Here is a 22442-nt window from a genome sequence, read left to right on the forward strand (position 1 = left end):
ACGGCCAGGTCCGCCCGGACCATGGTCCACTCGGTCGGCGAGGTGGGAGACTCGGTCGCGACACGGCGATTGAAGGAGTGCAAGGCATGACGACGGCTGCCCCCGACGAGCCGGATCCGGCGATATCCGCCCCTGGGCAACGAGTTCTCGACCTCCTGGACAAGGCGATCGACCTCCAGAGCCCACTGGTGCGCAAGAACATCGCCCGGGCCCGCCAGCGGAACCCCGAGGCGCCACCGGCCCAGGTGATCCGCAATCTGGAGCGGATGTACGTCAGTGCCTTGACCGGGACGGGGGCTGCCGTGGGCGGGACCGCGGCCGCGCCCGGCGTCGGCACGGGAGTCGCACTGGCGCTGTCGGCGGGCGAAGCGCTGTCGTCCCTTGAGCTGAGCGCCCTCTTCGCGCTCTCGATCGCCGAGGTCCACGGGGTCCCCATCGACGAGCTCGAACGCCGCCGGACGATCGTTCTGGGAGTCATGCTCGGCGGGAGCGGCTCGGCCACCATCTCCAAGGTCGCCGAGCGTACGGGGCAGCACTGGGGACGCCAGGTCGTCGCCAAGATACCCGGCGAGACGCTGCGTCAGATCAACAAGATCCTGGGGAGGAACTTCGTCACGAAGTACGGCACCAAGCAGGGAATCATCGTGCTCGGCCGAGTGGCACCCTTCGGTATCGGCGCCGTGATCGGCGGTGGCGCCAACGCCGCCATCGCGAGTCTGACCGTGAGGGCCGCTCGTCGCGCGTTCGGCCCGCCCCCGACGTCCTGGCCGTGGCCGGCTTCAGCCCCCGCACCGCGCTGCGCGACACCTGACGGGGACCCGGCCGGGGAAGCCAGGACGCCCGTCGAGTCGTGAACAATGAGCGGTCCGGGCAGGGCCATGGCTTCGGACCGTCGGGGCACGCAGTCGGGACGCGCACCTGGCTGACCAGGGGCGGCGCCCAATCCACCGCGCTCTTCACAGCTTTGGCGATCGGACCAGGCCCGCCGACTGCTGCCGCGACCCCTCGGGCCACCGGGCCACACCCTCCCGCTCGGCAGGGTGCGGCCCGGTGAATCCCCACGGGCTGGAGTTCAGCCGATCGGCCGCGTATGCGAGCGGGCGCGGAACGGGCCCTCGTCGGCGAAGGCGTGGGCGGCGAAGCGTTCGCCCATCCGGCGGTACGCGGCGGCGGAGGGGTGCAGGCCGTCGGGAAGGTCGTCCACATCGGCCGGGCCGAGCAGTTCGCGTCCGTCGAGGTGGTGCAGGTGAGGATCGTGTGCCTGCCGGAGCGCCACGATCCTTGCCAGCTCGTCACGGACCACCTGCAGCGACAACGCCCCACGGGCCAGATCGGCCGGGTCGCCCAGCGCTGTGATCCTGCCGTCCCGGCCCACCCCGGTCGGGCCGGGACGCTCGTCGAGTGCCGGGCAGCTCAGCGGGGAGATCACCAGCAGCGGGGTGTCCGGATGGCCGTCCCGAATCGTGTCCAGGAATCCGTGCACCGCCGGGCCGAACGTCCGCAGCCGGAAGGTGGCCCGGGCCACGATGTTGACGCCCGTCTTGAAGCTGATCAGGTCGGCCGGCAGGTCGCGGATCGTCCGGGCGACATAGGGGTCCAGCATGTCGTTGCCCGGCTGGCTGAGGTTGGTCACCTCCACCGCCCCGAGCGACGCCGCCACCACGGGCCAGGTGCCGGTGGGGCCGTCGGCTTCGAGGCAGTGGCTGAGGGAGCTTCCGTGGTGCACCCAGCGGGGCCGACCGTCGGGCAGGGGCGCCAGGACCTCACCGTCGGCACGGAGCGCCACCAGTTCCGTGGGGGTCTGCTGCGGCAGCCACAGCTCGACGGTCTTCATGCCGGCCGGCAGCCCGGCGAAACGTGCCGTTCCCGGCTGTCCCGGTATCAGTCGCTGCGCGGCCCCGGGGCCCGCCATCCGCACCACATGACCCAGCGGCGCTCGTCGGCGCCCGGCGGGAGCACCGTCCACCGTCAGTTCCAGCATCCCGGTCGGCCGAGGCCGGGGGTCACCGTCGAGTTGCCCCGTGGAGGTGAGGACCTCGAACTCGAGCACCCGCGCATCGGTGCGGAACACCAGCCGCACCCCCGAAGGCATCACCGTTCCCCCGTAGACCGACGGGTCCTGGTACTGCTCCTTGGTCCACGCCGGCAATCGGCGCGGCATCACCCCCGCCGGCGTCCTCTCCAGGTCCAACGCACCCCGTACCTCCACCGGCCCGCCCACCAGCGGATACTCCCGCATCGCCACTGTCACCACTCCTCGGCTCTGGCCCGTCCGGCCGGGTACGTGCTCGGCCGCAGCCACCGGGCCTCTCCCGAAACCTAGTACCGCAACGGTGCCTACGGCAGCGGTTGCCGGGTTCGCATGATCCGTCGGGCGGCCGCTGGCGGTCGGTCCGGCACTCGCTCGGCCCGGCGGAGACCCGCCCCGCGCCTGGGGTCAAGCTCGGGCTGTCACCACCACGGCCGTCTCGGCGAGGAAGAAGCGTCCGTGATCTGCGGCGAGCCGCAGCGCCTCGTGCCAGGTCTCGATCTCCGCAAGGGACACAGACCCCCGGCCCTTCGACGCGGCACTGCTCAGCGCCTGCCGGATGCCCTCGATCCGGCGGCCGGCATGACCGCTCAGCTCGGTCGAGCTCGTCACCCATGGATGGACCCGTTCCACCAGCAACGGCGAGGCGTTCACCAAGCCGGGCAGCTTCCGCCCGATCCTTCCGTCCGCGTGATCCATCCACGGCTGCTGGTCGTCGGTGAAGGCGTGGCAGATCCGCCGGTCGAGGTCCCGGCTCGCTCCCGAGATCACGAGGGAGTCGAAGTCGACATGCGCCACCACCAGCCGGCCACCGGGCTTGAGCACGCGCGCGATCTCCGCGAGAAGCGCAGCAGGGTCCGGAAGACACTCGAGGACGTTGTAGGAGACCGCGGCGTCAACACTGTTGTCGGGCAACGGAAGTCGTTCGGCCAGATCCGCCACCTCGATCTCGGCGCCGCCCCTGTGGCCGGCCAACAGGCCCCGGGCGGCCTCGACGCTCTCCGCCGACCGGTCGAAGCCGATCAGGCGGGCGCCGGGGTGCCGGCGCGCAAAGGCCGCGAGGGTAGGGCCTCTCCCGCACCCCAGGTCGACGACGCAACCGCCGTCGCGCACCGCCGCCGAATCCACCAGGTGGTCGTGGATCAGCTCATCGACGTCCGACATTCGCTCTCCCCTCTCGTCCTCGCCCCTCGCGCGAGGACAGCCAGCCTCCAGCGCACTCCACGACCGCCGCCGACGACATCGACCACAGTCTCGGGCTGCCGGGATCGCGGCGCTCCTCCACGCCGTTCCGGAGGACGGCCGATCGCCGGGCTCGCTCAATTCGGCACTGAGTCCGCCGAATCCACCCGGAGTAGACCCGCGATCAGGTCTCGGGGCGGTTCGGCCGGCGTCTCGCGGTCACAGTAGCCGATGCCCGGATGCGGCCTCAGCCGATTTTCCGTGGTCCGCGCCCTCGTGAGGATCGGCGTCCGACGCTCAGGCGGCGGCGTGTTGGCCGTGGGTGAGGAGGGGGAGGGTGCGGCCGAGGGTGGCGAGGGCTTGTTGGGTGCGGGCGTGCTGGGCGGGGCTGAGGAGGGTGGGGAGGTCGCGGGGGTCGGCGAGGCGGGCGCCGAAGAGGTTGCTGCGGTGGCGGGGCGGGACGGTGATGCGGGCGGTGTCGCGGTCGGTGAGGGTGCCGCCGTCGAAGACGAGGGTGAGGCGTTCGAGGTAGCGGTCGGCGGGGGTGAAGTCGACGGCGAGGAGGTGGGTGACGGGTCGGTGGAGGCCGGTCTGGGCGTGGAGGGTGCGGGTGGCGGCGTGGTGCGGGGGCTCGTTGGTGCGGCAGGCCCCGCCGGGGAGGAGGTGGCCGTCGAGGAAGTCGGGGTCGACGAGCAGGACGCGGCCGTCGGGGGTGCGCAGCAGGACCTGGGTGCCGAGCCGGCAGGCGGGGGGCTTGGCGAGCAGGCGGGGGTCGCGCAGGGGGAGGGTGCGCATGGCGGGGGCTACTTTCCGGTGGTGTTGGTGGTGCGGTTGAAGCCGGTCATGAGGGAGGCGGCGAAGAAGAGCCACCAGACTTGGCGGGAGGAGCGGGGGTCGGCGAGCGAGGCGGCCAGGTGGGCGATGACGCTCGCGGCGGCGAACACGGCGATGGTGGTGAGGAGTTCAGCGCGGGTGGGCCGGTCGCTGGGCCTGTTCATGGCGCAGTCCCTTCCGCAGGAGGTCGGTGATGCGCTCGATCTGTTCGGTGCGGGCGGCGCCGAGGCTGATGAGGTAGCAGCCGGTGCGGCGCCCGAAGTCCCAGTCGACTTCGAGGGAGGGCAGTTTGGTGTCGGCGAGGGTGAGGACGGCGGTCAGGTCCTCGATCGCGTACGCGGCCGCGCGCCGCTGGTCGGCGGTCGCCTGGTTGAGGATCGGCCCCATCAGGCGGCCCCCCTACGGGGCTCGAACACCCGGTACGCCGATTCGGCGGCCGTGAAGGAGGAGAACCCGGCGAGGAGGCCGGAGCCGTCGAGCAGCCACTCCCCCGAGGTCTCGTTGCGCACCCGGTAGCACCGGGCCGACGGGTCCCACCGCACGCCGTAGCCGTGGAGCTTGGTGGGGGGCTGGATTCGGGCAGGTCTCATGGGAACCCTCCGCAGTCGGGTTTTCACGTTCTGTGCCCATAGTGGCGCGGAAGGGGTTAGCATCGGAAGCGCCGAACGACTTGACCCCTTTTGTGGGGAACGTTGGGGGAACCACCATGAACAAGAGGGAACTTGACCCCACGTCGAGCCCCTGGGCTCCCTTCGGAGTACAACTCCGCAGGTCACGCGAAGCGCGTGGACTCACGCAGGCCCAGCTGGCGAGGCTGATCGGGTGCGACCCGTCCCACGTCTCGCTCGTCGAACTTTCCCACCGACCGCCCAGCTTGAAGTTCGCCATGAAGGCGGACGAGGTGCTGGAGACCGGCGGCACGCTGACGCTGATGTACTGGCAGCACAGGCACACCGCTTTGGTGCCTGGCTTCCCCGAGTACGCCAACTACGAGGCGAAGGCGGCCGAGATCCGCTTGTTCTCAATCGGAGCGGTCCCGGGCCTGCTGCAGACCCGGACATATGCAACCGCTTGGGAAGCGGGCAACATCCGGCGAGGCACGGCTACACCGGAGCAAGCCGAGGAACGAGTGGCCTTCCTCATGACCCGACAGCAGTGCCTCGAACGCACGCCACCCCCGCTCCTCCACGCTGTGCTCGATGAAAGCTGCTTGCGTCGCCCGATCGGCGGGCCTGAAGTGATGGTGGAGCAACTCCTTCACCTCGAAGCCCTGGCTGCAAAGCCGAACATCCTCATCCAAGTGGCACCGTTCGCGCTAGGTGAGGACCGACCATTCAGCTCGCCGGTGACGTTGCTCGCGATGCCCGATCGCAAGCAGCTCAGCTACACCGAGACCGAGGTACGGGGATTCCTCGACCGAGACATCGACACTGTCACTCCGCTGGTCAAGGGCTACGATCGGCTTCAGGTCGAGGCGCTGAACCAGGCCTCGTCTGTAGCCATGATCGGTGCAGTACGGAGGGACTATGAATGGACGTTGACCTGACCAACGCTCCTTGGCGCAAGAGCACCTACAGCGGAGGACAGAACGGCTGCGTGGAGGTGGCCGACGGCTACCCTGGCGTCATGCCCGTCCGTGACTCCAAGGACCCCAACGGCCCCACCCTCCTCTTCCCCACCGACGCCTGGCAGTCCTTCGTGACCGCCATCCGCGCCGGGGAGTTCGACCAGCGCTGACACCGGCGCCCGGAGTGGGAAGTCGGACCCGCCGACTTCCCACTCCACATCAAGGGATCCGTTCTGGACGAAAGGCACCTTGAATGGAGCTCGACCTGGCTGAGGACCGTTGGAGGAAGAGCTCCTACAGCGGCGATGCGGGCCAGTGCATCGAAGTGTCCGACGGACACGCGGGCCTTATGCCCGTCCGCGACTCCAAGGAGCCCGACGGGCCCACCCTCCTCTTCCCCACCGACGCCTGGCAGTCCTTCGTGACCGCCATCCGCGCTGGCGAGTTCGACAGCCCCCTGGAGTGAGAAGTCGGACTCACCGACTTTCCACTCCATGTCAAGGCCATGAATCCACGCTGAATGAAAGGTCCTCGCATGGAACTTGATCAGGCCGGAAGCTCTTGGCGGAAGAGCTCCTACAGCGGCGGTGGCGGCGCGTGCATCGAGGTGGCCGACGGGCACCCGGGGCTCATGCCCGTCCGTGACTCCAAGGACCCCAACGGCCCCGCCCTTCTCTTCCCTGCCTCCGCCTGGCAGTCCTTCGTGACCGCCATCCGGGCCGGGGAGTTCTCCCGTCCCCCTCAGTAGCGCTTGAGCCATCCAGCGGTGTCGTTCATCATCGCGGCAGCTTCGGCAGTCCGTGACGCGGTGAGGAGGTCGCCGGTCTGGGGGTCGTAGGCGCTCAGGCCGGTCTCCTCCTCCACGATCGCGGCGAGGCCGTACACCAGCGCCATCACCTTCTCGGCCTCCTCCCCCTGGTGCCAGTACGGCACGTTCATCATCACGTTCGCACCGTACGCCGACAGTTGGAGGCCGGACGGGCCATGCCCGATGCCGAGCCATGACTCGTTCCCGCCGAGCTCCGCGTCGCCCAGCAGTTCGAGCGCCCTCGGGGTGATCCGCCGCCACGCCTCACCCAGCTCCTGCGGCACGGTGGACGATCGGCCCTCCCCCGCCTCGATCGCCTCCGACACGGAGGGGTACCGGCGCAGGTCGAGGAAGGAAACGTCGTAGCTCATGGGTGTCACCGTAGGGGCGGCCTCCGACAACGGACTCAGCCTGCCTCCTCCTCACCACCCTCGACCTCAAGCAGCAGATCGGCCTCGACGAGCGGCGCTTCCTCCTCCACCGGGGCCAGGGCCCACGGACCCGGCCGGCCGGCGAGGCCGCCCGCCACGAAGAAGTAGTCCTCCCCGCCCACCAACGCTGCCACGATCCGGCCGGCGCCGTTCCAGGTCACGTCCTTCTCCTCCATCCGCCATACGCTCGGGTTCCGTTGCAGGTGTCCGTTGTGGGCGGACACGAACGTCCCGCCGCGCCCCGCCTCCAGGCTCCGGATGTCGAGCAGGTTCCGGGCCGTGATCTCCTCCCTGGTCCCCAGCAGCCCCGCGAGTCGCTCGCTCGGCTCCATCGGCCGCGCCGCCTGCCGGTGGTAGCGCAACAACCCCGCCCCCGCCGTCAGTCGCGTCCTCGCTCGCACCCACTCCTCCCTCGACGTGGCCGCGATCAGCTCCGCCGCCCTCGCGTACAGCTGGCCGAGCAGGTCGTCCGCGACCGCCCGCAGCCGGTCCGCCTCCGCCGAGGCGCCCGGCGACATCGCCGCGTCCAGCAGCGCCTCCGCCCGGCTCCACCGCTCGTCGTCCCCCGCCAGGGCCGCCACGTCCACCTCGGCGCCCAGGTAGTCGCGGGCGTGTTCGAGGTACGGGCGCGGGCTCGGGGCCATGGTGTTCTCGGTCGGGGCGTCGAAGCCGTGGAACGCCAGCCGCTCCTCCGGCGGCCGGTTCCGGTTGTACGCGCGCATCCACGCCACGAGTCGCCGGTTGGACTCCTGCTCCCCCCAACCATGGCTGAAGCCGTCCCGCATCACGCCCTCCAACGACCCCACCCCCTCGCGGACGAAGGCGTCCACCGCCAGCGCCGCCACCCGGTCCGTCTCCAGGACGATCGACCGGAAGCCGCACTCGACCAGCTGCGCGAACAGTTCGTTGCGGGCCCGCCCGAAGGCCGGCTCCTGGTGCGTCGGCTCGCCGAACGCCACCAGGCCGCACGACGGGGGCAGGAACTCTCGGATGTCCTGTGTCATGAGCCTCAAGCGTATCCCTGAAAGACCGGTTGAGACTTTCCCGGTCCCGGCCCGAGGAATCTCTTATAAAGTCTCAAAGTGCCCAGCAACCCCACCAAGAAGACGAACCTGCGCCCGGCCGACCTCGCCCGCGAGCACGGCCTCTCCGCCCAGGCCGTCCGCAACTACGAGCAGGACGGCTTCCTCCCGCCCGCCGAGCGCACGGCCACCGGGTACCGGATCTACACCGAGCTGCACGCGGCGGCGCTGCGCACCTTCCTCGCGCTCGTCCGGGCGTACGGGCACCGGACCGCCGGAGCGATCATGAACGCCGTCCACGACGGCCGGACGGACGACGCCCTGACCGCCGTCCACGGCGGGCACACCCAGCTGCTCCGCGACCGCGAGACGCTCAACGCCGTCCGCGCGGCCGTCGACCACCTCACCGCCGCGACCGTCCCCGGGGCCCCCGACGGCCCCCTCCCCCGCACCATCGGCGAACTCGCCCACCGCCTCCGGCTCACCCCCGCCACCCTGCGCACCTGGGAGGCGGCCGGCATCCTGCGCCCCACCCGCGACCCCACCACCGGCTACCGCGTCTTCCACGCCGGCGACGTCCGCGACGCCGACCTCGCCCATCTGCTGCGCCGCGGCGGCTACCGGCTCCGGGACATCGCGGCCGTCGTCGAGCAGATCCGCACGGCCGGCGGCACGAGCGCCCTCGCCGCCGCCCTCGCCGGCTGGCAGCAGCGGCTCACCGGCCGGGGCCTGGCCATGCTCGAAGCGGCCGCACACCTCCACAACTACCGCTTGCGGTAACGGATATCATCGTTCGCATGCCCAAGCGGAAGCGCCGCCCCGCCCCTGCTCCCATCCCGGCACTCACCGACGTCCCGGAGAACCGCGCGCTGGTCGCCCACCTCCGCGAGCAGGCGACCCCGCCCAGCGGCCCGAAGGACTTCAAGCTCGGCCCCTGGCAGCTGCACACCCACCCCGATCTCTGCGACCGGCTCTCCGAGTTGGCCCCGCGCCACCCCGTGGAAGGCGTATACGGCATGCCGGCCCTGGCGTTCGAGGGCGTGGTCGCCGTCGTCGCGGCCGGCATGGGCACCCTCCTGGTCCGCCTGCCGGCCCTCCCCGAGGGCATCGAACCCGGCCACCCGCGGCCGCCGCTCACCGACGGTGAGTGGCGTTCCGTCCACGCCTACCCGCAGGACTGCACCAGCACCGAAGGCACCGCCCGCCTCACCGCACTGGTCCGCGAGGCCCTGCTGCACGCCCGCGACCTGAGCCGCAACCGGCCCCGGTACTGAGCGGAGCCGACACGAGGCCCGGACGCACCGGTCCGCGGTCGACGCCGGCAGCTCCCCACTCCCACGGCGTCGTCAACGAGCTTGTCAGCAAAGGGATATGAGAACCACGCGGTTCTGCCGGCCCCTCCGGCGCCCGCGAGTGCGCAACCGGACGGTCCCGTCTTCGGCGATTCACGGGTGGGGGCACGGGCGCACAGCTGGAAATACCGGTCTCGCGGTCTACAACACCTGGGGCCTGCAGCTCGCCTGACCGGGCCTCGCGCGCACCGAAGGGCTTCCCCGGGCCGGACGGCCCGGGGAAGCCCGCTTCTCAGCGCGGGAACGGTGCCCGCGCCACCAGGAGCTGCGGCCCGGCCGCGGCGGGCCCGGTGGCAGGCGTCTCGACCGGCTGCCGGAGCAGGACGACCACCTCGAAGCCGCCGGGTTCGGCCCACACCCGGGGCCAGTCCCACGACGGGCAGAGTCGGTTCCGAGCCCCCAGTTGCTGCGTGAGCGGCTGTCCCGGTGCGAGGTCCAGGGGATGTCCGACCGTGTCGACGCCCTGCGGAGTGTCGCCGTCCCCGGGCCGGTTCAGCATCGGGCCGCCACCGACGACGACGCCGTCCCGCAGGTACAGCACCTCGATGTACTCCGGCGGCGTGGAGACGGCAGTGAGCGGCCGATCGGCGGTGATGGCGGCCTCGACCCGCGGCCCGGCCTGAGTGTCCGCCCTGCGGACGGAGCCGACCGTCAGCGTGAGGCCGTCGCGCGTGGCCGTCTCACCGGGGAGGTCCAACCGCCCGCCGCACACGTGGATGCCGGCGGCGCGGGCCGACGGCGCTCCGGCTGGCTCGGCCGTCCGCGTGGGGTGGCCGCTCCACCGGGTGGCGCCGATGAACGCGGCAACCACCGCCACCACCAAGGCGGTTCCCATGACCGCGTAGCGCCTCCCGCGACGCCGGCGGACCTCTCGGACCACCTTCCCGGTGTCGACGTGCGGCGGCCCCGCCAGGTCGGCGACGAAGGGCAGCTGATGACGGAGTTCCTCTGGATTCACGCGCCCATTCCTCGCTCCGGATCTCGATGCGCCGCCTTCAGCGCTGCGGCCAGCCGCGCCAGCGCATCACTGAGGTGTCTCTTGACCGTTCCTTCTCCGCAGTCCAGACGATCGGCGATGGAAGCCACGGGGAGGTCCTCGTAGTACCGCAGCACCACGCAGGCCCGCTGCTGCGGCGAGAGCGACCCCAACGCCGCCAGGAGTTCGAGCCGGTCGGTGACCGCGCCGCTGTGGTCGGCGCTCGCGGACCTCTCGACCAGTCGCGGCGCGAGTCCGGCATAGCGCGCTCTGCGTCGATGGAGGTCCAGGAAGCGGTTGAGCATCGTCCGCCGGACATACCGCTCGACGTCGGCCAGTTCCCACGACCGGCCAGGGTGCGCGAACACCCGCACCAGCGCCTCCTGCACCAGGTCGGCGGCCTCGGAGCGGTCTCCGCTCAGGAGGAAGCCGTACCGGTTGAGCTCGGAGCCGCGCGACTCCACCAACTCGGCAAGAAGGCCTTCCCACCCCGCCATTCACCCTCCCCTCGGTCCGCCTACCTGATGACACGAACGGCCACCCCGTTTCGTTGGGGGGGTCAGCACGCCGGAGCGGAAATCCGCTGGCAGGAGCCGTCGCGGGTGGGCCACCATGGCGTCCCATGACGCTCCTGATGCTCGCGCCCCGGATCAACGAGACCGGCCTCCAACTGCTCACCCGCGCCCGTCGGCGCGGGCTGCGGGCGCACACCGCCGTGCGCTGGGAGGTCCCGGCCGAGCTCGCCGGGCTGCGGCCGGCGCACCTGTACGGGGGCCCGCTGTTCGCGGACGTCGCCGCCGGGCCGCTGGGCGTCGTCCCGCTGGAGCCGCCCGCCGACTGGCTCACCACACTGCCCGCCGAGCTGCTCTCCCGCCGGGTGGAGTGCACCACGCTGGCCGAGGCGCGGCGGCTGCGCCGACCGGCGTTCCTCAAGCCGCCGGTCGACAAGCTGTTCCCGGCCCGGGTCCACCCCGACGGAAGCGGCCTGCCCGGCCCGGACGCCCTCGACGACGACACCCCGGTCCTGGTCAGCGACGTGGTGGCGTTCGCGAGCGAGTACCGGCTGTTCGTGCTGGACGGCGAGGTGCGCGCGGCGAGCCGCTACGCCGTGGCCGGCTCGCTCGCCGTCTCGCCGGAGGTCGGGCCGGACGTCCTCGCGTTCGCGGCGGACGTCCTGGCGGCGGGCGGCCTGCCGAGCGCCGCCGTGGTCGACGTCGGCCCGCTGAGCGACGGCACCTGGGCGGTGGTCGAGGCCAACCCGGCCTGGGCGAGCGGTGGTTACGCGTGCGACCCGGACCAGGTCCTCGACGTCGTCCTGCGCGCCGCCGGTCCCGCCGACGCGCTCGCCCCGACGGACCTCGGCTACGCGCGGCCGGTCCCGGAGGTGGTCCGGTAGGCCCGGTGTCAGACGCGTTCGAGGGGGCGGTGCGGTCCCTGCGGCAACTCGACCTCGATCGCGTCGCCGGGGCGGATCACACCGCCCGCCACGACCACGCTCATGATCCCGGCCTTGCGCACCACGTTCCCGGCCTCGTCCCGCCCGACGACCTGCTTCAGCAGGCCGTCCTGGAACCGGTCGATCTGCAGACACGGGTTGCGCAGCCCGGTGACCTCCACCACCGCCTCCGACCCGATCCGCAGCAGCGTGCCGACCGGCAGACCGAGCAGGTCGATCCCGCGCGTGGTGACGTTCTCGCCCAACTGCCCGGGCGCCACGTCGAATCCCCGCTCGCCGACCTCGGCGAACAGCTCCTCGTGGATGAGGTGGACCTGCCGCAGGTTCGGCTGCGTCGGGTCCTGCGCGACGCGCGACCGGTGCTTGACGGTCACCCCCGCGTGCACGTCCCCCGCCACCCCGAGCCCGGCGAGCAGTGTGATGCTCTCCCGGTTCGGCTTGGTGAAGGAGTACTCCCCGTTACTGCTGACCGCGGTGACCGTCCCACTCATCCGTGCGAAGCCTCTCGTCCGAAGCGATGATCCACCCGTCACCCTAGACCCGCACCCTGCAACCGCCCAGCCCGCCGTCGGCGTGGAAGGGTCCACGGGCGGGATCACGAGCGGACCGGGAAAACGTGGTTGTCATCGGACGACCCGCACCCGGCGCGGCGGCCATACCACGAGTAGAGCCCGGCCCGTTACCTGCCGAGAGCCGATGCAACCGTATTCTCGTGAGTCGCGCGAGACCCTCCGGTTGTCCCCGAGTACGAAAATTCTGCCCGGGGGCACGTCCATACGCGTTTCGTTGTCGATCGCTTCATCTGTCGGGGCATTGCCTGTCAGGGCATTGCCGTCGAGAAGGAGGCTGTCTCCTCCGGTGGCGGCGACTCGCTTGACCATCCTGCGCCCGTCGGCACCGGCGGTGAAAATGACAACCTGGCCACGAGCGGGACAGCGCCGCGCCAGCACCGACTTTCGGACAACCAGGATCCGGTCGTCGACCATCAGTGTCGGTGCCATGGACTCCGTTACTATCCGAACGAAATAGGTCAGCGAAGCCACGGCAATGAGTGCGAGCGCCAATCCGGTCAGATATATGATCTCGGCAGTGTGCACCAGTCGTTCCCCCAGCCGGCCGCCAGAAGACCTGCCCCGCGATTTATCGGCGGGGCAGGCGTGGTGTGTCAGCGGCCAAGGGCGAGCCTGAAGTCGGGGATGGCTTGACGTTGATCTCCGATTCTCAGGACAGCCGAGGCCCTCCTCACCTGGTACTTGATGTCCCCCAGCAGTGCATAGCCGGTTTCTCGCGTCGAGAACGGGGCCGGAAGAAGGCTTTCGTCGAATCCCTCGGGGGTGACGATATCCAGCTCGACGTACGAGGACGGCTCCGAGATGAACCGGGTCAGCTCCAGCGGGAACCAGGCGGTATCGGTCTTGAACGAGTAGTGAACGCTGCCGCCAGGCGCGAAGTTGACAAACTCCGACGAGTCCTCCCGCGCGCTGTGGAAGTACGAGCGGAGGAACAGGTCCTGACGTCCGCTGTTGTAGACGATCACGGCGCGCTGGAGCACCAGGCTGCAGGCCACGAATGCTCCCGGATCGCGGACACTCGGATGGTCCACCAGCGCCATGAAGATGGTGTTGCCGCTCTTGAGGTAGCTGTCGTAGACGCTGAGGGCTTCGGGCTCCATCTCGATTCCATAGCGCCCCTGCCAGCGCACCAGCTCGTCGGGCGTCCACGCCGTGCAGGCGTTGAACACCTCGGACGTGCGAAGGTTCTTCAGGTACTTCTCCGGGTAGTCCTGCGGAATTCCCGACCCGGTGGCCTGCTCCACCCGCTCGAAGACATCGCCGTTCGCCAGTCTCACTCGTGCCTCTTTGGGGGCGGGTCCCGCCCAGGTGACGACGAGTCCGCCATCGAAATACATGGGCGCGTCGCCGCACTTCAGATCGGCATAGGCAGGTCGCGAAAGGCGGATCATGAGGCCCAGCAGAGCAACTGCCGTACACGTCAGGACAACGATAAGCATGAGACTCTCCCGTCGGTCGCAGTCGACAGTCTCAGGCATCACTGATACTTGGCACCAAGCCTAGTCGCCACGGAGATGATTCGCACCCTTACGGACAGTGTTCCGTCGCGGCAGTCGAGCCCCGAAGTGACTGATAGTGATGAGCATCTGCCATGTGCCCGTTCACCGCACCTGATCACCACCGTCCTGGGGGTGCACGGAGGAAGAGGGGTGCAGTCGGTCGTCACGTATGTACGTCGCGGCGGGACGGGTTGGGCGCGGAAAATCAGGTGGTCTCGGCGCGCCGTCCGGATAGAGTTGCGCCGTGCCCGAGCTGAAGCAGCTGGATGCTGACCATGCCCCGGCGGTCCTGGCCTTTGAGCTGGCGAACCGTGCCTACTTCGCCGCCTCGGTTCCCGACCGGGGCGACGAGTTCTACGACCGGTTCGCCGACCGGCACAGCGCCTTGCTGGCTGAGCAAGCGGCCGGCATCTGCGCCTTCTACGTGCTGATCGCCGAGGACGGCTCGGTCCTGGGCCGGTTCAACCTGTGCGACTTGGAGGACGGCACTGCCAACCTCGGCTACCGGGTCGCGCAGCACGTCGCAGGCCGCGGCATAGCGACCGCGACCGTCCAGGAGCTGTGCCGGCTGGCGGGAGTACGGCACGGGCTGCACACACTGCGGGCAGCAGCCGCTCAGGCCAATGCCGCGTCCCAGAAGGTGCTGACCAAGGCCGGGTTCGTCCCGGTCGGCCCGGCAGACCCGGCCGACCTCGGCGGTGAGCCAGGCACCTGGTACCAGCGCGGCCTGGCACTCCAGCCGTAGGCCGTGATCTTGCCGGTGGACCGGCTGCGCGACGGCCGGCCGACGACGGGACCGGCCCCGACGGACCGATCCCGCTCACTTGCCCGCTCCCGGGGCGGCTGACCACCAAGGTCCATCTCGCCGTGAGCCGTGTCACCGACCTCCGTGGTCAGAACACTCAGGGCGCGGGGTCGTTCGCCACGTCGGCGGCGACCTGGCGCAGGACCACCGTCGGTGAGGGCATGACCGCGTACCAGGTGTTCTCGGTGTCGTCCTCGACCGGGGCCCAGGCGGCCACCACCGGGAGTTCGCAGTGGTCGCCCGCCTCCAGTGGCGGCAGCCGCCACGTCATGGCGGGGCTGCCGGTGGCGTCGACGCCCCAGCCGTCGAACCTCCGGGCGTGGACCTCGTCGAGCAGGGCCGTCCAGCGCTTGGGCGCCTCGCCCGCCTCGGCGGCCCCGCAGATCGCCTCCTCGTCGTTGCCGCCGACGGTGAGGCGGGTCTGCTCGTCCTCGACGGTGAAGGCGGCCAGTGCCTGCCCGCCGTCCCAGCCGCTGTCGGCGCCCTCGGGGAGCGGGTGCGGCAGTGACGCCTCGAACCGGACCCGCGCGAGCGGAGCGAGGGCCTCGATCCGCCAGACCGCCGCCCGGCAGTCGGTCAGCGGCCCCCAGGTTTCGGGGTCCAGGTCGGCGTCGTACGCGGTGAGCAGCAGTTCGACGCGGGCCGAGGGGCGGGTCCACCGGGCAATCAGGCGGCCGCCGGAGCCGCCGGGCAGGACGAAGAGTTCGTCGGGCCGCGGCGGGAGGGCGGTGTCCCCGAGGACCGTCTCGAAGGCGAGCGGGCCGAACGGCGTGTCGACGGTCGGCCGGAACGGCGGCCGCAGGGGGACGCGCGGGGCGGCGGGGAGCAGCATCGGCCCACCGTACCGGGGTTCCGGCGGTGGGCCGTCGCCGGGGGTCGCGGTCCGGTGTCAGGCGCAGGGGCTGTGGTGGATCCCTCCGGGAGGTATGAACGATCTCGTACCTCGGGACGCCGGGCGACCGGGGAGGCACGGTGCACGTCATACCTGGGAGGTGATGGCGATGCCCGACGGCGAGGGGCACCCGGACCCGGCGGAGATCGAACTCGGCCGTGTCCTCGCGGCACTGGCCGACCCGCTGCGGCGGCGCGCGTCGTGCGGGAGCTGGCCGCCGGGCCCAGGGACGGCGCGCGGACGTGCAGTTCGTTCGCGCTGCCGGTCGGCAAGGCGACCGGCACCCACCACTTCCGCACGCTGCGCGAGGCGGGGCCGATCCGCCAGGTCGACCGGGCAACAGCCCGATGGCCACGCTCCGCCGCGCCGACATCGAGCGGCATTTTCCCGGCCTGCCGGCGATCCTGACGGCGGAGGAGCTGCCGTCGGAGTGAGCCGTCAGCCCCGCGACGGCGCGATGCGGAACAGGACGTTGCGGCGCAGCGGACCCTCGGGCTCGGCGGGGTCGTCGAAGTCGTCCGCCGGGTCGGTGGTCATGCCGATCCGGCGCATCACCGCCTGGGAGCGCAGGTTGCCGGCCGTGGTCACGGCGAGGATCTCGGGCAGCGCGAGCGTCTCGAAGCCGAAGGCAAGGACCGCCCGCGCGGCCTCGGTGGCGTAGCCGTGGCCCCAGGCCGGCCGGGCGAGCCGCCAGCCGATCTCCACGCCGGTGAACGGCAGGCCGTCGTCGACCTCGTCCAGGCCCGCGAAGCCGACGAACTCCCCGGTGGCCCGGACCTCGACGGCCCACCATCCGTAGCCGCGGCGGTCGAACTCGGCCTCGAAGCGGGCGACGGAGGCGTCGCTCTGCTCGCGGGTGAGGACGGCCCCCAGGTGCTCGCGGACCTCGGGGTCGGCGTTCATCGCCGCCCACGGTTCGAGGTCGGTGTCGCGCCAGCGGCGCAGGAGGAGGCGGTCGGTGTGCAGGTCGGTGCGCAGGTCGGTCATGCCGCCCAGCCAAGGTGATCACGCCCTCGGGGGCAAGCGGGTTTCGGTCGGCGCCCCGCGTCGGCGCAGCGGAGTGTGGCGCGCGGATCACCGCAACGGCGGTGCGCCGGGGGGCGCGGCGGCGTTCGGGCAGATCTTCGAGGATCACTCCGGCGCCGTGCACCGGTACGCCCTGCGGATGACCGGCGACTGGGCCGCCGCCGAGGACCTCGTGTCGCTGACCTACCTGGAGGCGTGGCGGCTGCGCGCGCGGGTGGCGCCGGAGGGCGGGAGCCTGAGCCCCTGGCTGCTGGGCATCGCGACCAACGTCATCCGCAACACCCGGCGGGCGGCGCGCAGTTGTTCCTCTGCTTCCCGCTCGCCGAGTCCGACCCGGAGAACAGCTTCCGCGAGTCCGCCAGGTTCTACTACAACCCGCCGGCGGGCGGAGGCCGCGCCGTGGGAGCGGAGTGGGAAGTCGGCCGGTCCGACTTCCCACTCCGGGGACCGGGGAGTCAGCGCTCGTGCTCGCGCAGCCGGCGGCCTCCGGGGAGGCGGCCGGCGCGGGCCCGAGCCCGCTCGTCCCGCCGGTCACCAGTGCCTTCGCCATGACCGGGAGGCTGGGAGGTCGAGCGCACTCGAAGTCACGTCGCGCTATTCCAGCATGCGTTCGGCGTCCTCCGGGACCCACGGGAAGGGGACGTCGGGCCAGCGGGCGGCGGCCCAGGCGTCGAGGTCGACGGCGAGGACGGCGTCGACGAAGACCTGCGGCGGCCGGTAGCCGTGGGCGGTGATGTAGTGCGTGATCAGGAACGGGGCGGCGTAGGCGATGCCGGGCTCGCCAGGGATCCGCACCTCCCCGTTTCCTTCCGGGGCGTCCTCCTCGGGGCACAGGCCGCACTCGTGCACGCCCAGGCAGACGTTCATCCACTGGACCCGCTGGACGGCTTTCAGCTTCTCCAGGAAGCCGTCCGGCACCGGTCCGGTCGGGTACGGCCGGCCGGCTTCCAGCCAGCCGACGTTCAGCCGGGTGTACGTCGGGCGGTACCAGACCGCGAAGACACCCGACTCCGGGTCGTCGAAGGAGTCGGTGGGCCGGTAGTCGTACTTGGTGAGGTCTTCGTAGAACACGTGCCCATCATCGCCGGGGACCGGCGAGGGCGTACGCGGTGGTGCCGGTGGCGGCGAGGGTGAGGGCCGTCCAGGTGGCGGGGGTGGTGCCGGGTGGGAGGAGGGGCCAGGTGAGGATCTGGGTGGCCAGGTCCGGGGCGGGCGGGAGGACGAAGGAGGCGCAGAGCCAGCCGAACGGGAGCAGCCAGGCGTGGGCGCGCCCGAAGCAGGCCGCGCCGAGGGCGGCGAGGCCGGTGAGGCCGGCGCTGTCGCGGACGGTGAGGGCGAGGGGGCCCGGCGGCAGGACGGCGGCGGCGAGGACGGCGCAGAGCAGGACGTGGGCCGCCCGGCGGGGTGGCCAGCGAAGGGCTGCCGTGCGCTCCAGGGCGAGGTCCTGGCCGCCGAGTCCGGCGGAGAGCGCCATCGCCCCGGCGGCGAGCAGGAGGGCGGACACCCGCGGGCCGCCCAGGCCTCCGTCACCGAGCCGCGCGAGGGCCGCGAGGCCGGCCAGCGCCGCCAAGGCGGCCAGCGTGGCAGGTAGTTGGCGCGAGCGCGCGTACAGGGTCAGCCACCTCACCGGGTCGCACCGCCCGCCAGCGCGTCCAGCGGGTCGTCCGCGCAGGAGACGGCGGCGGTGTGCAGGGCGGCGATCCGCTGCCGTTGCTCGGCGGGCGGCAGCGCGCTGAACGCCTGCCAGACCGGGGCGGCGAGGTCGGTCTGGTCCTGCGCGCGGTGCATCGTCTTGTCGAGCGGCCGCAGCTCGCCGAGGACCCAGGCGGCCGCGATGCTCTGGGCGACCGTCTCCGGCAGCGTGCCGCTCTCGCGCTCGCTGCGGGGGTGGCAGAGCGGGGCGATGCCCTGGCCGACCAGCGCGCGGGTCAGCGCCTCTCCCTCGGCGGCGCCGATGACCTCGTCGTCGAAGTCGACGAGCAGCGCGTCGCCCGGGCGTTCCGGCGTGCCGCCGATCGCGCGCGGAACGGTGGTCTCGCGCACGGCGGACGGCGCCCGGTCGCCGAGGGCGCCGTGCAGCAGGCCGAGCGCGTCCCGGCCGGGGCCGGCCAGCTCGTCGAGGCGTGCCCGGTGGGCCGCCGTCACGCACACCGGGCCGTCGCACACCTGGGCCGTCGCGGGCCGGTCGAGGACGTAGGTGTCGCGGGGGTCGGCGGGGAGCACCAGCAGGGCGAGCGCCCCGCCCGCGAGGAGGGGCGTGAGGGCGAGCAGCCGGGCGCGCCGGGTGGCGGCGGCCAGCAGGGCGAGGCCGGTGGCGGCCAGGCCGAGCAGCCAGAGCGTCTGCCCGAGGTGGACGGGGGCGGCGAGGGTGAGGAGGGTCTGGCGGACGTCGGCGAGCATGGGCGACAGCAGCGAGAGCCGGTTCGGCACGGCGGAGGTCGGCACGGCGGCGTCGGTCCTCTGGCGCAGGAGGTTGGTGAGCACGAAGCCGGCGACGGCCAGGGCGGGTGGGGTGAGGACGGAGGGCAGGGTCCGGGCGACGCCCATGCCGAGGACGGCGCCGGCGGCGAGCGCGAGCGCGCCCACCAGCGAGATCGGCAGCCAGCCGGCGCCGGTGGACGCGGCGCCGCCGGCGAGCAGGCGCGCCGCGCCCAGGAGGACGAGCAGCGCGAAGGCCCCGGCGAGGGCGAGGGCCGTCGGGCCGGCGAGGGCGGCCGCGCGGTGGCGGGCCGGTCGCGGGGTGGCGGCGAGCAGTTCGGCGGTCCCCGAGCGGTGGTCGCGCAGCCCTTGCAGGGCCCCGAGGCCGAGGGCGAGCGGCCACAGGAAGACCAGCAGGTGCCGGGTCCACAGGGCCATGGACGTCCACTGGGCCGTCCAGAGGGTGCTGCCCTTCGACCACGGTCCGGGGGCGAGTTCCAGGAAGGCGAGCGCGGTGGCCAGGACGGCGGCGCCGGCCCAGGGGGCGACGGAGCACCGCAGTTCGGTGCGCAGCACCCGCAGCGGAACGCTCACCAGGCACCTCCGGTTCGCGCCGGGGCGGCGAGGAGGGCCGAGTAGCCGCGCTCCAGCGGGCTGTCGCCCTCGTGTTCCGGGCCGCCCGCGGCGGCCAGCTGGTCCGGGGTGCCGTGGAAGACCAGCCGTCCCTCGGCGAGGAGCACCACGTCGGTACAGGCGGCGGCGACGTCCTCCACCAGGTGGGTGGCGACGACGACGCAGGCGTCCGTCCCCAACTCCTGGAGCAGCTGGCGCAGTCGCAGCCGCTGCGCCGGGTCCAGGCCGACGGTCGGCTCGTCGAGCAGCAGCACGGCGGGGTCGTTGACGATGGCCTGGGCGATGCCGGCCCGCCGCACCATGCCGCCCGACAGGGCCTTCATCCGCTCGTCGGCGCGGTCGGCGAGGCCGACCCGCTCGACGGCGCGCTGCACGGCGGCCGGGATGCCGGCGGCGGGCACCTCCTTCAGCCAGGCCATGTACTCGACGAACTCCCGTACGGTGAAGCGCTTGTAGTAGCCGAACTGCTGCGGCAGGTAGCCGATCCGGCGGCGCAGCGCGCGGTACTCGCCCGGGCCGCCGAGGGGCTGCCCGAGGAGTTCCAGTTCGCCGCCGGCCGGGCGCAGCACGGTGGCCAGGGCGCGGACGAGGGTGGTCTTGCCCGCGCCGTTGGGGCCGAGCAGGCCGTGGACGCCGGTGCCGAGGGCCAGGTCGAGGCCGTCGACGGCCATCCGCCTGCGGCCGGCCCTGACCTTCAGTCCGCTCGCCCGGATCTCCCGGGCGTAGCGGGTGGGGGCGAGGTCGGCCGTGCTCACTGCGGGCATCGCGGGGTTCCTGTTCTTCCGGAGTGTCAACGGTTCTGTCCCTGGGTCGTGTAGGCGCCCCGGCGGGTGAGGACGACGGCGGCGCCGAGGGCGAGGAGCGCGCACCAGAGCGGCAGGCCGTCCGCGCGCAGGACGGAGGGCGTGCGGCCGGCGGCCAGGGTCGGCGCGGCCACCGCCGCCGTCCAGGCGGCGGTCAGGGCGACGGCGGCGCGGGTCATGCCGATCAGTCCGCCGAGCGCCAGCGTGGCGCAGGTGCAGGCCAGGCAGGGCAGCAGCCACTGCGCGGCCGTCAGCCCGGTGGCCCGGCCCGCCGCGAGCAGGGCGGGGATCACCACGGCGAGCACGGCGACGGTGCGGCGCAGCACCAGTGGCAGGCCGGCGCGCGGGGTGGCGGCGGTGAGTTCGTGGGCGGGGTCGAGGCCGCGCGACCAGGAGGCCGCCACCCCGGCCACCGGCAGGACGGGGGCGAGCAGCAGGACGAGGGAGATCCGGCCGGAGCCGGGGCCGGCCAGGTCCAGCAGCAGGGCGAGCAGGGTGACGGCGAGGACCATGGCCAGCCACGGGGTCATGGCGGGTGTCGTCCACGGTGCGAGGCGGGCGATCAGGCGGCGGCGCGGCGGGGCGGGGGCGGCGCGGGCCAGGCGGGGGGCGAGGTCGGCCCAGACGGCCTCGGTGAGCGCCGCCACGGCGGGGGCCGCGGCGGTGACGGCGGCCGCCAGCCGGTCGCGGCAGCTCCGGCACGCCTCCAGGTGGGCCTCCAGGGCCCACACCTCGTCGGCGGCGAGGCCGGCGACGGGACCGGAGGCGAGACCGGCGGCGCCGCGCGCGTAGCCGTCGATGAGTCGTGCCGAGGCGTGTTCGGTGCCGCTCATGCCAGTGCCTCCCGCATCGCGATCCGGGCCCGGCGGGCACGGGTCTTGACCGTTCCTTCGGGCAGTCCGAGGACCACGGCGGTCTCCCGGACGGACAGTCCGTCGAGCACCATCGACTGGAGGACGTCCCTGAGTTCGGGCGCGAGGCGCCGCAGGGCGTCCCCGACGTCGCCGCCGACGGTGGCCACCAGCGCCTCCTCCTCGGCGGCGGGCGCCACGGGGTGCGGGGCGGCGGCGGCCGGCGGCTCGGCGTGGTGGGCGCGGCGCCGGAAGGCGTCGACGAGGCGGCGGGCCGCGATCGTCCACAGCCAGCCGACGGCCGTGCCGCCGGTGCGGCTTCCGGCGAAGGATCCGGCCGCCCGCCACACCGCCAGGTACGTCTCCTGCATGACCTCGGCGACGATCTGCTCGTCGGCGCAGCGGCGGCGCAGCCGCACGGCCAGCCACGGCGACGTGCGCCGGTACAGCTCCTCGAAGGCGGCCCGGTCCCCCCGGGCCACCCGGTGGAGGAGGCCGTCCTCGTCCAGTTCCTGCGGCGGTGCCGCCTTGGCGCGTCTCACACCTGCTAGACGCCCGGATCGACCTGCGGGTTTTCGACGAGGCGTGATCCCCGTCACGTCGCGAGGGGAGGATGTGTCGCCGCGCACCGCGACGGCCGTGCCGACAGTCGACCGGCTTTGGGTTCCATCACGACATCGTTGATGTCATGATGACACCATGAGTGTCAGTCAGGAGTCGGGCGGGGACGGGCCGGCCGTCGAGGGGCTGCTCGACGACGTGATCCGGCGGCTGTGGCCGGTGCACCGGGTGATCGTGCGGGCGGTCGAGCGCGGGCTGGCCGGGACGGGCATGACCGCCGGGCAGCACGCGGTGCTGGACGCGCTGCGGCGCGGCGGGCCGCGGACCGTGCCGCAGCTGGCGCGGGCGCTGGACCTGGACCGGCAGCCCGTGCAGCGGCTGGTGAACGACGCCAAGGCGCTCGGGCTGGCCGAGACCGTCGCCAACCCGGAGCACCGGCGCTCCTCGCTGGTACGGCTCACCGCGCGGGGCGAGGCCGTGCTCGCCCGCGTCCGGGGAGCCGAGCGCGAGGCGCTGCGGCGTCACCTCGGCGACCTGGATCCGGCCGAGGTCGCCACCGCCCTGCGGGTGCTCGACCGGCTCGGCGAGGTGTTCCACGCGCTGGAACGCGCCGCCGGCGAACGCAACCGGACCGACCGGAACGACCGAACCGACCAGAACGACCGAACCGACCGGAACGACCGAACCGACCGGAACGACCGGAACGACCGAGGAGTGGACTGACC

At 72.5% G+C, this 22442-nt stretch carries 31 protein-coding genes and 1 pseudogene; 11 read left to right on the plus strand and 21 right to left on the minus strand.

All coding sequences use genetic code 11. The annotated features are described in order from the left end of the window. The first annotated feature begins 86 nt into the window (after positions 1-86). Entirely contained in the window at positions 87-854 is a 768-nt protein-coding gene (locus tag ACFCLZ_RS06110; protein WP_380283683.1) for a hypothetical protein, read from the plus strand. A gap of 218 nt (positions 855-1072) precedes the next feature. Here ACFCLZ_RS06110 and ACFCLZ_RS06115 read toward each other — a convergent pair whose 3' ends face one another. From ACFCLZ_RS06115 to ACFCLZ_RS06140, 6 genes are all read right to left on the minus strand, one after another. Further along, on the minus strand, positions 1073-2239 hold the full coding sequence (locus ACFCLZ_RS06115; protein ID WP_380286090.1) for a lipase: 1167 nt from the start codon (positions 2237-2239) through the stop codon (positions 1073-1075). A gap of 198 nt (positions 2240-2437) precedes the next feature. Continuing rightward, the gene (locus tag ACFCLZ_RS06120; protein WP_380283684.1) at positions 2438-3193 is read right to left on the minus strand and encodes a methyltransferase domain-containing protein; all 756 of its coding nucleotides are present in this window, start codon (positions 3191-3193) and stop codon (positions 2438-2440) included. A 315-nt stretch (positions 3194-3508) separates the two neighbouring features. Continuing rightward, positions 3509-4006, minus strand: a complete 498-nt coding sequence (locus ACFCLZ_RS06125) for an NUDIX domain-containing protein (protein WP_380283685.1) — start codon at positions 4004-4006, stop codon at positions 3509-3511. Positions 4007-4014: 8 nt separating this feature from the next. Continuing rightward, positions 4015-4209, minus strand: coding sequence for a hypothetical protein (locus ACFCLZ_RS06130; protein WP_380283686.1), 195 nt, complete (start codon positions 4207-4209; stop codon positions 4015-4017). After that, the gene (locus tag ACFCLZ_RS06135) at positions 4175-4432 is read right to left on the minus strand and encodes a hypothetical protein (protein WP_380283687.1); all 258 of its coding nucleotides are present in this window, start codon (positions 4430-4432) and stop codon (positions 4175-4177) included. The genes ACFCLZ_RS06130 and ACFCLZ_RS06135 overlap by 35 nt, the downstream gene beginning before the upstream one ends. Continuing rightward, a complete protein-coding gene (locus ACFCLZ_RS06140) occupies positions 4432-4635 on the minus strand; it encodes a hypothetical protein (protein ID WP_380283688.1) in 204 nt (67 codons plus the stop codon). The genes ACFCLZ_RS06135 and ACFCLZ_RS06140 overlap by 1 nt, the downstream gene beginning before the upstream one ends. A gap of 116 nt (positions 4636-4751) precedes the next feature. On the opposite strand from ACFCLZ_RS06140, the gene ACFCLZ_RS06145 reads away from it, so the two are divergent. From ACFCLZ_RS06145 to ACFCLZ_RS06160, 4 genes are all read left to right on the plus strand, one after another. Then, positions 4752-5591 carry a Scr1 family TA system antitoxin-like transcriptional regulator gene (locus tag ACFCLZ_RS06145; protein ID WP_380283689.1) on the plus strand — a complete coding sequence of 280 codons (840 nt, stop codon included), beginning with the start codon at positions 4752-4754 and terminating at the stop codon, positions 5589-5591. Beyond that, positions 5576-5782 carry a DUF397 domain-containing protein gene (locus tag ACFCLZ_RS06150; protein WP_380283690.1) on the plus strand — a complete coding sequence of 69 codons (207 nt, stop codon included), beginning with the start codon at positions 5576-5578 and terminating at the stop codon, positions 5780-5782. The genes ACFCLZ_RS06145 and ACFCLZ_RS06150 overlap by 16 nt, the downstream gene beginning before the upstream one ends. 83 nt (positions 5783-5865) lie before the next feature. Next, positions 5866-6078 (plus strand): DUF397 domain-containing protein, encoded by a 213-nt coding sequence (locus ACFCLZ_RS06155; protein WP_380283691.1) that lies wholly within the window; start codon positions 5866-5868, stop codon positions 6076-6078. Positions 6079-6147: 69 nt separating this feature from the next. Beyond that, positions 6148-6360, plus strand: a complete 213-nt coding sequence (locus tag ACFCLZ_RS06160; protein WP_380283693.1) for a DUF397 domain-containing protein — start codon at positions 6148-6150, stop codon at positions 6358-6360. Here the strand turns inward: ACFCLZ_RS06160 and ACFCLZ_RS06165 are convergent. Both ACFCLZ_RS06165 and ACFCLZ_RS06170 read right to left on the minus strand, forming a co-directional pair. Then, positions 6354-6791 (minus strand): hypothetical protein, encoded by a 438-nt coding sequence (locus tag ACFCLZ_RS06165; RefSeq protein WP_380283694.1) that lies wholly within the window; start codon positions 6789-6791, stop codon positions 6354-6356. The genes ACFCLZ_RS06160 and ACFCLZ_RS06165 overlap by 7 nt on opposite strands. Positions 6792-6826: 35 nt before the next feature. After that, on the minus strand, positions 6827-7855 hold the full coding sequence (locus ACFCLZ_RS06170; protein ID WP_380283695.1) for an erythromycin esterase family protein: 1029 nt from the start codon (positions 7853-7855) through the stop codon (positions 6827-6829). A 78-nt stretch (positions 7856-7933) separates the two neighbouring features. On the opposite strand from ACFCLZ_RS06170, the gene ACFCLZ_RS06175 reads away from it, so the two are divergent. Both ACFCLZ_RS06175 and ACFCLZ_RS06180 read left to right on the plus strand, forming a co-directional pair. Beyond that, on the plus strand, positions 7934-8653 hold the full coding sequence (locus ACFCLZ_RS06175; RefSeq protein WP_380283696.1) for a TioE family transcriptional regulator: 720 nt from the start codon (positions 7934-7936) through the stop codon (positions 8651-8653). 17 nt (positions 8654-8670) lie between these two features. After that, the gene (locus ACFCLZ_RS06180; RefSeq protein ID WP_380283697.1) at positions 8671-9147 is read left to right on the plus strand and encodes a hypothetical protein; all 477 of its coding nucleotides are present in this window, start codon (positions 8671-8673) and stop codon (positions 9145-9147) included. A 310-nt stretch (positions 9148-9457) separates the two neighbouring features. On the opposite strand, the gene ACFCLZ_RS06185 is transcribed toward ACFCLZ_RS06180, so the two are convergent. Both ACFCLZ_RS06185 and ACFCLZ_RS06190 read right to left on the minus strand, forming a co-directional pair. After that, entirely contained in the window at positions 9458-10183 is a 726-nt protein-coding gene (locus ACFCLZ_RS06185) for a hypothetical protein (protein WP_380283698.1), read from the minus strand. Continuing rightward, positions 10180-10698, minus strand: a complete 519-nt coding sequence (locus tag ACFCLZ_RS06190; RefSeq protein ID WP_380283699.1) for an RNA polymerase sigma factor — start codon at positions 10696-10698, stop codon at positions 10180-10182. Before ACFCLZ_RS06190 ends, ACFCLZ_RS06185 begins: the two co-directional genes overlap by 4 nt. 125 nt (positions 10699-10823) lie before the next feature. Here ACFCLZ_RS06190 and ACFCLZ_RS06195 point away from each other — a divergent pair, with 125 nt between their 5' ends. Next, complete coding sequence (locus ACFCLZ_RS06195) at positions 10824-11597, plus strand: ATP-grasp domain-containing protein (protein WP_380283700.1); 774 nt, start codon at positions 10824-10826, stop codon at positions 11595-11597. Between the two features lie 8 nt (positions 11598-11605). On the opposite strand, the gene ACFCLZ_RS06200 is transcribed toward ACFCLZ_RS06195, so the two are convergent. The 3 genes from ACFCLZ_RS06200 to ACFCLZ_RS06210 form a co-directional block, all read right to left on the minus strand. Beyond that, positions 11606-12148 carry an MOSC domain-containing protein gene (locus ACFCLZ_RS06200; protein WP_380283701.1) on the minus strand — a complete coding sequence of 181 codons (543 nt, stop codon included), beginning with the start codon at positions 12146-12148 and terminating at the stop codon, positions 11606-11608. Between the two features lie 132 nt (positions 12149-12280). Continuing rightward, complete coding sequence (lepB, locus tag ACFCLZ_RS06205) at positions 12281-12754, minus strand: signal peptidase I (protein WP_380283703.1); 474 nt, start codon at positions 12752-12754, stop codon at positions 12281-12283. A gap of 68 nt (positions 12755-12822) precedes the next feature. After that, entirely contained in the window at positions 12823-13620 is a 798-nt protein-coding gene (locus ACFCLZ_RS06210; protein WP_380283704.1) for a hypothetical protein, read from the minus strand. A 352-nt stretch (positions 13621-13972) separates the two neighbouring features. On the opposite strand from ACFCLZ_RS06210, the gene ACFCLZ_RS06215 reads away from it, so the two are divergent. Continuing rightward, a complete protein-coding gene (locus ACFCLZ_RS06215) occupies positions 13973-14473 on the plus strand; it encodes a GNAT family N-acetyltransferase (RefSeq protein ID WP_380283705.1) in 501 nt (166 codons plus the stop codon). Between the two features lie 157 nt (positions 14474-14630). Here the strand turns inward: ACFCLZ_RS06215 and ACFCLZ_RS06220 are convergent, their stop codons facing one another. Further along, entirely contained in the window at positions 14631-15365 is a 735-nt protein-coding gene (locus ACFCLZ_RS06220) for a hypothetical protein (RefSeq protein ID WP_380283706.1), read from the minus strand. Between the two features lie 498 nt (positions 15366-15863). Next, the gene (locus tag ACFCLZ_RS06225) at positions 15864-16412 is read right to left on the minus strand and encodes a GNAT family N-acetyltransferase (protein WP_380283707.1); all 549 of its coding nucleotides are present in this window, start codon (positions 16410-16412) and stop codon (positions 15864-15866) included. Between ACFCLZ_RS06225 and ACFCLZ_RS06230 the strand changes: the two are divergent. Then, positions 16411-16737 (plus strand): annotated as a pseudogene (locus tag ACFCLZ_RS06230) (RNA polymerase sigma factor); the annotation flags it as partial. The gene ACFCLZ_RS06225 and the pseudogene ACFCLZ_RS06230 sit on opposite strands and share 2 nt — an antisense overlap. A gap of 308 nt (positions 16738-17045) precedes the next feature. Here the strand turns inward: ACFCLZ_RS06230 and ACFCLZ_RS06235 are convergent. The 6 genes from ACFCLZ_RS06235 to ACFCLZ_RS06260 are packed head-to-tail and all read right to left on the minus strand — an operon-like array spanning position 17046 to position 21638. Then, positions 17046-17522 carry a hypothetical protein gene (locus ACFCLZ_RS06235; RefSeq protein WP_380283708.1) on the minus strand — a complete coding sequence of 159 codons (477 nt, stop codon included), beginning with the start codon at positions 17520-17522 and terminating at the stop codon, positions 17046-17048. 7 nt (positions 17523-17529) lie between these two features. Further along, positions 17530-18078 carry a hypothetical protein gene (locus ACFCLZ_RS06240; RefSeq protein WP_380283709.1) on the minus strand — a complete coding sequence of 183 codons (549 nt, stop codon included), beginning with the start codon at positions 18076-18078 and terminating at the stop codon, positions 17530-17532. Further along, complete coding sequence (locus ACFCLZ_RS06245; protein ID WP_380283710.1) at positions 18075-19463, minus strand: hypothetical protein; 1389 nt, start codon at positions 19461-19463, stop codon at positions 18075-18077. Before ACFCLZ_RS06245 ends, ACFCLZ_RS06240 begins: the two co-directional genes overlap by 4 nt. After that, on the minus strand, positions 19460-20266 hold the full coding sequence (locus tag ACFCLZ_RS06250; protein WP_380283711.1) for an ATP-binding cassette domain-containing protein: 807 nt from the start codon (positions 20264-20266) through the stop codon (positions 19460-19462). Before ACFCLZ_RS06250 ends, ACFCLZ_RS06245 begins: the two co-directional genes overlap by 4 nt. A gap of 26 nt (positions 20267-20292) precedes the next feature. After that, positions 20293-21138, minus strand: a complete 846-nt coding sequence (locus tag ACFCLZ_RS06255) for a zf-HC2 domain-containing protein (protein ID WP_380283712.1) — start codon at positions 21136-21138, stop codon at positions 20293-20295. Next, complete coding sequence (locus ACFCLZ_RS06260; RefSeq protein ID WP_380286092.1) at positions 21135-21638, minus strand: RNA polymerase sigma factor; 504 nt, start codon at positions 21636-21638, stop codon at positions 21135-21137. The genes ACFCLZ_RS06255 and ACFCLZ_RS06260 overlap by 4 nt, the downstream gene beginning before the upstream one ends. Positions 21639-21855: 217 nt before the next feature. Here ACFCLZ_RS06260 and ACFCLZ_RS06265 point away from each other — a divergent pair, with 217 nt between their 5' ends. Beyond that, on the plus strand, positions 21856-22440 hold the full coding sequence (locus ACFCLZ_RS06265; RefSeq protein ID WP_380283713.1) for a MarR family winged helix-turn-helix transcriptional regulator: 585 nt from the start codon (positions 21856-21858) through the stop codon (positions 22438-22440). Positions 22441-22442: the final 2 nt, after the last annotated feature.

This window comes from Kitasatospora purpeofusca (genome assembly GCF_042691725.1).
GTDB lineage: Bacteria > Actinomycetota > Actinomycetes > Streptomycetales > Streptomycetaceae > Kitasatospora > Kitasatospora purpeofusca_B.

What these genes read in the sequence shown, in the direction of transcription:
- ACFCLZ_RS06195 (WP_380283700.1), top strand. Translation starts at nt 10,824, where the DNA reads ATGACGCTCCTGATGCTCGCGCCCCGGATCAACGAGACCGGCCTCCAA.
- ACFCLZ_RS06110 (WP_380283683.1), top strand. Translation starts at nt 87, where the DNA reads ATGACGACGGCTGCCCCCGACGAGCCGGATCCGGCGATATCCGCCCCT.
- ACFCLZ_RS06160 (WP_380283693.1), top strand. Translation starts at nt 6,148, where the DNA reads ATGGAACTTGATCAGGCCGGAAGCTCTTGGCGGAAGAGCTCCTACAGC.
- ACFCLZ_RS06225 (WP_380283707.1), bottom strand. Translation starts at nt 16,412, where the DNA reads ATGACCGACCTGCGCACCGACCTGCACACCGACCGCCTCCTCCTGCGC.
- ACFCLZ_RS06265 (WP_380283713.1), top strand. Translation starts at nt 21,856, where the DNA reads ATGAGTGTCAGTCAGGAGTCGGGCGGGGACGGGCCGGCCGTCGAGGGG.
- ACFCLZ_RS06115 (WP_380286090.1), bottom strand. Translation starts at nt 2,239, where the DNA reads ATGCGGGAGTATCCGCTGGTGGGCGGGCCGGTGGAGGTACGGGGTGCG.
- ACFCLZ_RS06250 (WP_380283711.1), bottom strand. Translation starts at nt 20,266, where the DNA reads ATGCCCGCAGTGAGCACGGCCGACCTCGCCCCCACCCGCTACGCCCGG.
- ACFCLZ_RS06170 (WP_380283695.1), bottom strand. Translation starts at nt 7,855, where the DNA reads ATGACACAGGACATCCGAGAGTTCCTGCCCCCGTCGTGCGGCCTGGTG.
- ACFCLZ_RS06210 (WP_380283704.1), bottom strand. Translation starts at nt 13,620, where the DNA reads ATGATCCGCCTTTCGCGACCTGCCTATGCCGATCTGAAGTGCGGCGAC.
- ACFCLZ_RS06130 (WP_380283686.1), bottom strand. Translation starts at nt 4,209, where the DNA reads ATGAACAGGCCCAGCGACCGGCCCACCCGCGCTGAACTCCTCACCACC.
- ACFCLZ_RS06135 (WP_380283687.1), bottom strand. Translation starts at nt 4,432, where the DNA reads ATGGGGCCGATCCTCAACCAGGCGACCGCCGACCAGCGGCGCGCGGCC.
- ACFCLZ_RS06200 (WP_380283701.1), bottom strand. Translation starts at nt 12,148, where the DNA reads ATGAGTGGGACGGTCACCGCGGTCAGCAGTAACGGGGAGTACTCCTTC.
- ACFCLZ_RS06255 (WP_380283712.1), bottom strand. Translation starts at nt 21,138, where the DNA reads ATGAGCGGCACCGAACACGCCTCGGCACGACTCATCGACGGCTACGCG.
- ACFCLZ_RS06145 (WP_380283689.1), top strand. Translation starts at nt 4,752, where the DNA reads ATGAACAAGAGGGAACTTGACCCCACGTCGAGCCCCTGGGCTCCCTTC.
- ACFCLZ_RS06190 (WP_380283699.1), bottom strand. Translation starts at nt 10,698, where the DNA reads ATGGCGGGGTGGGAAGGCCTTCTTGCCGAGTTGGTGGAGTCGCGCGGC.
- ACFCLZ_RS06165 (WP_380283694.1), bottom strand. Translation starts at nt 6,791, where the DNA reads ATGAGCTACGACGTTTCCTTCCTCGACCTGCGCCGGTACCCCTCCGTG.
- ACFCLZ_RS06125 (WP_380283685.1), bottom strand. Translation starts at nt 4,006, where the DNA reads ATGCGCACCCTCCCCCTGCGCGACCCCCGCCTGCTCGCCAAGCCCCCC.
- ACFCLZ_RS06140 (WP_380283688.1), bottom strand. Translation starts at nt 4,635, where the DNA reads ATGAGACCTGCCCGAATCCAGCCCCCCACCAAGCTCCACGGCTACGGC.
- ACFCLZ_RS06150 (WP_380283690.1), top strand. Translation starts at nt 5,576, where the DNA reads ATGGACGTTGACCTGACCAACGCTCCTTGGCGCAAGAGCACCTACAGC.
- ACFCLZ_RS06220 (WP_380283706.1), bottom strand. Translation starts at nt 15,365, where the DNA reads ATGCTGCTCCCCGCCGCCCCGCGCGTCCCCCTGCGGCCGCCGTTCCGG.
- ACFCLZ_RS06180 (WP_380283697.1), top strand. Translation starts at nt 8,671, where the DNA reads ATGCCCAAGCGGAAGCGCCGCCCCGCCCCTGCTCCCATCCCGGCACTC.
- ACFCLZ_RS06120 (WP_380283684.1), bottom strand. Translation starts at nt 3,193, where the DNA reads ATGTCGGACGTCGATGAGCTGATCCACGACCACCTGGTGGATTCGGCG.
- ACFCLZ_RS06155 (WP_380283691.1), top strand. Translation starts at nt 5,866, where the DNA reads ATGGAGCTCGACCTGGCTGAGGACCGTTGGAGGAAGAGCTCCTACAGC.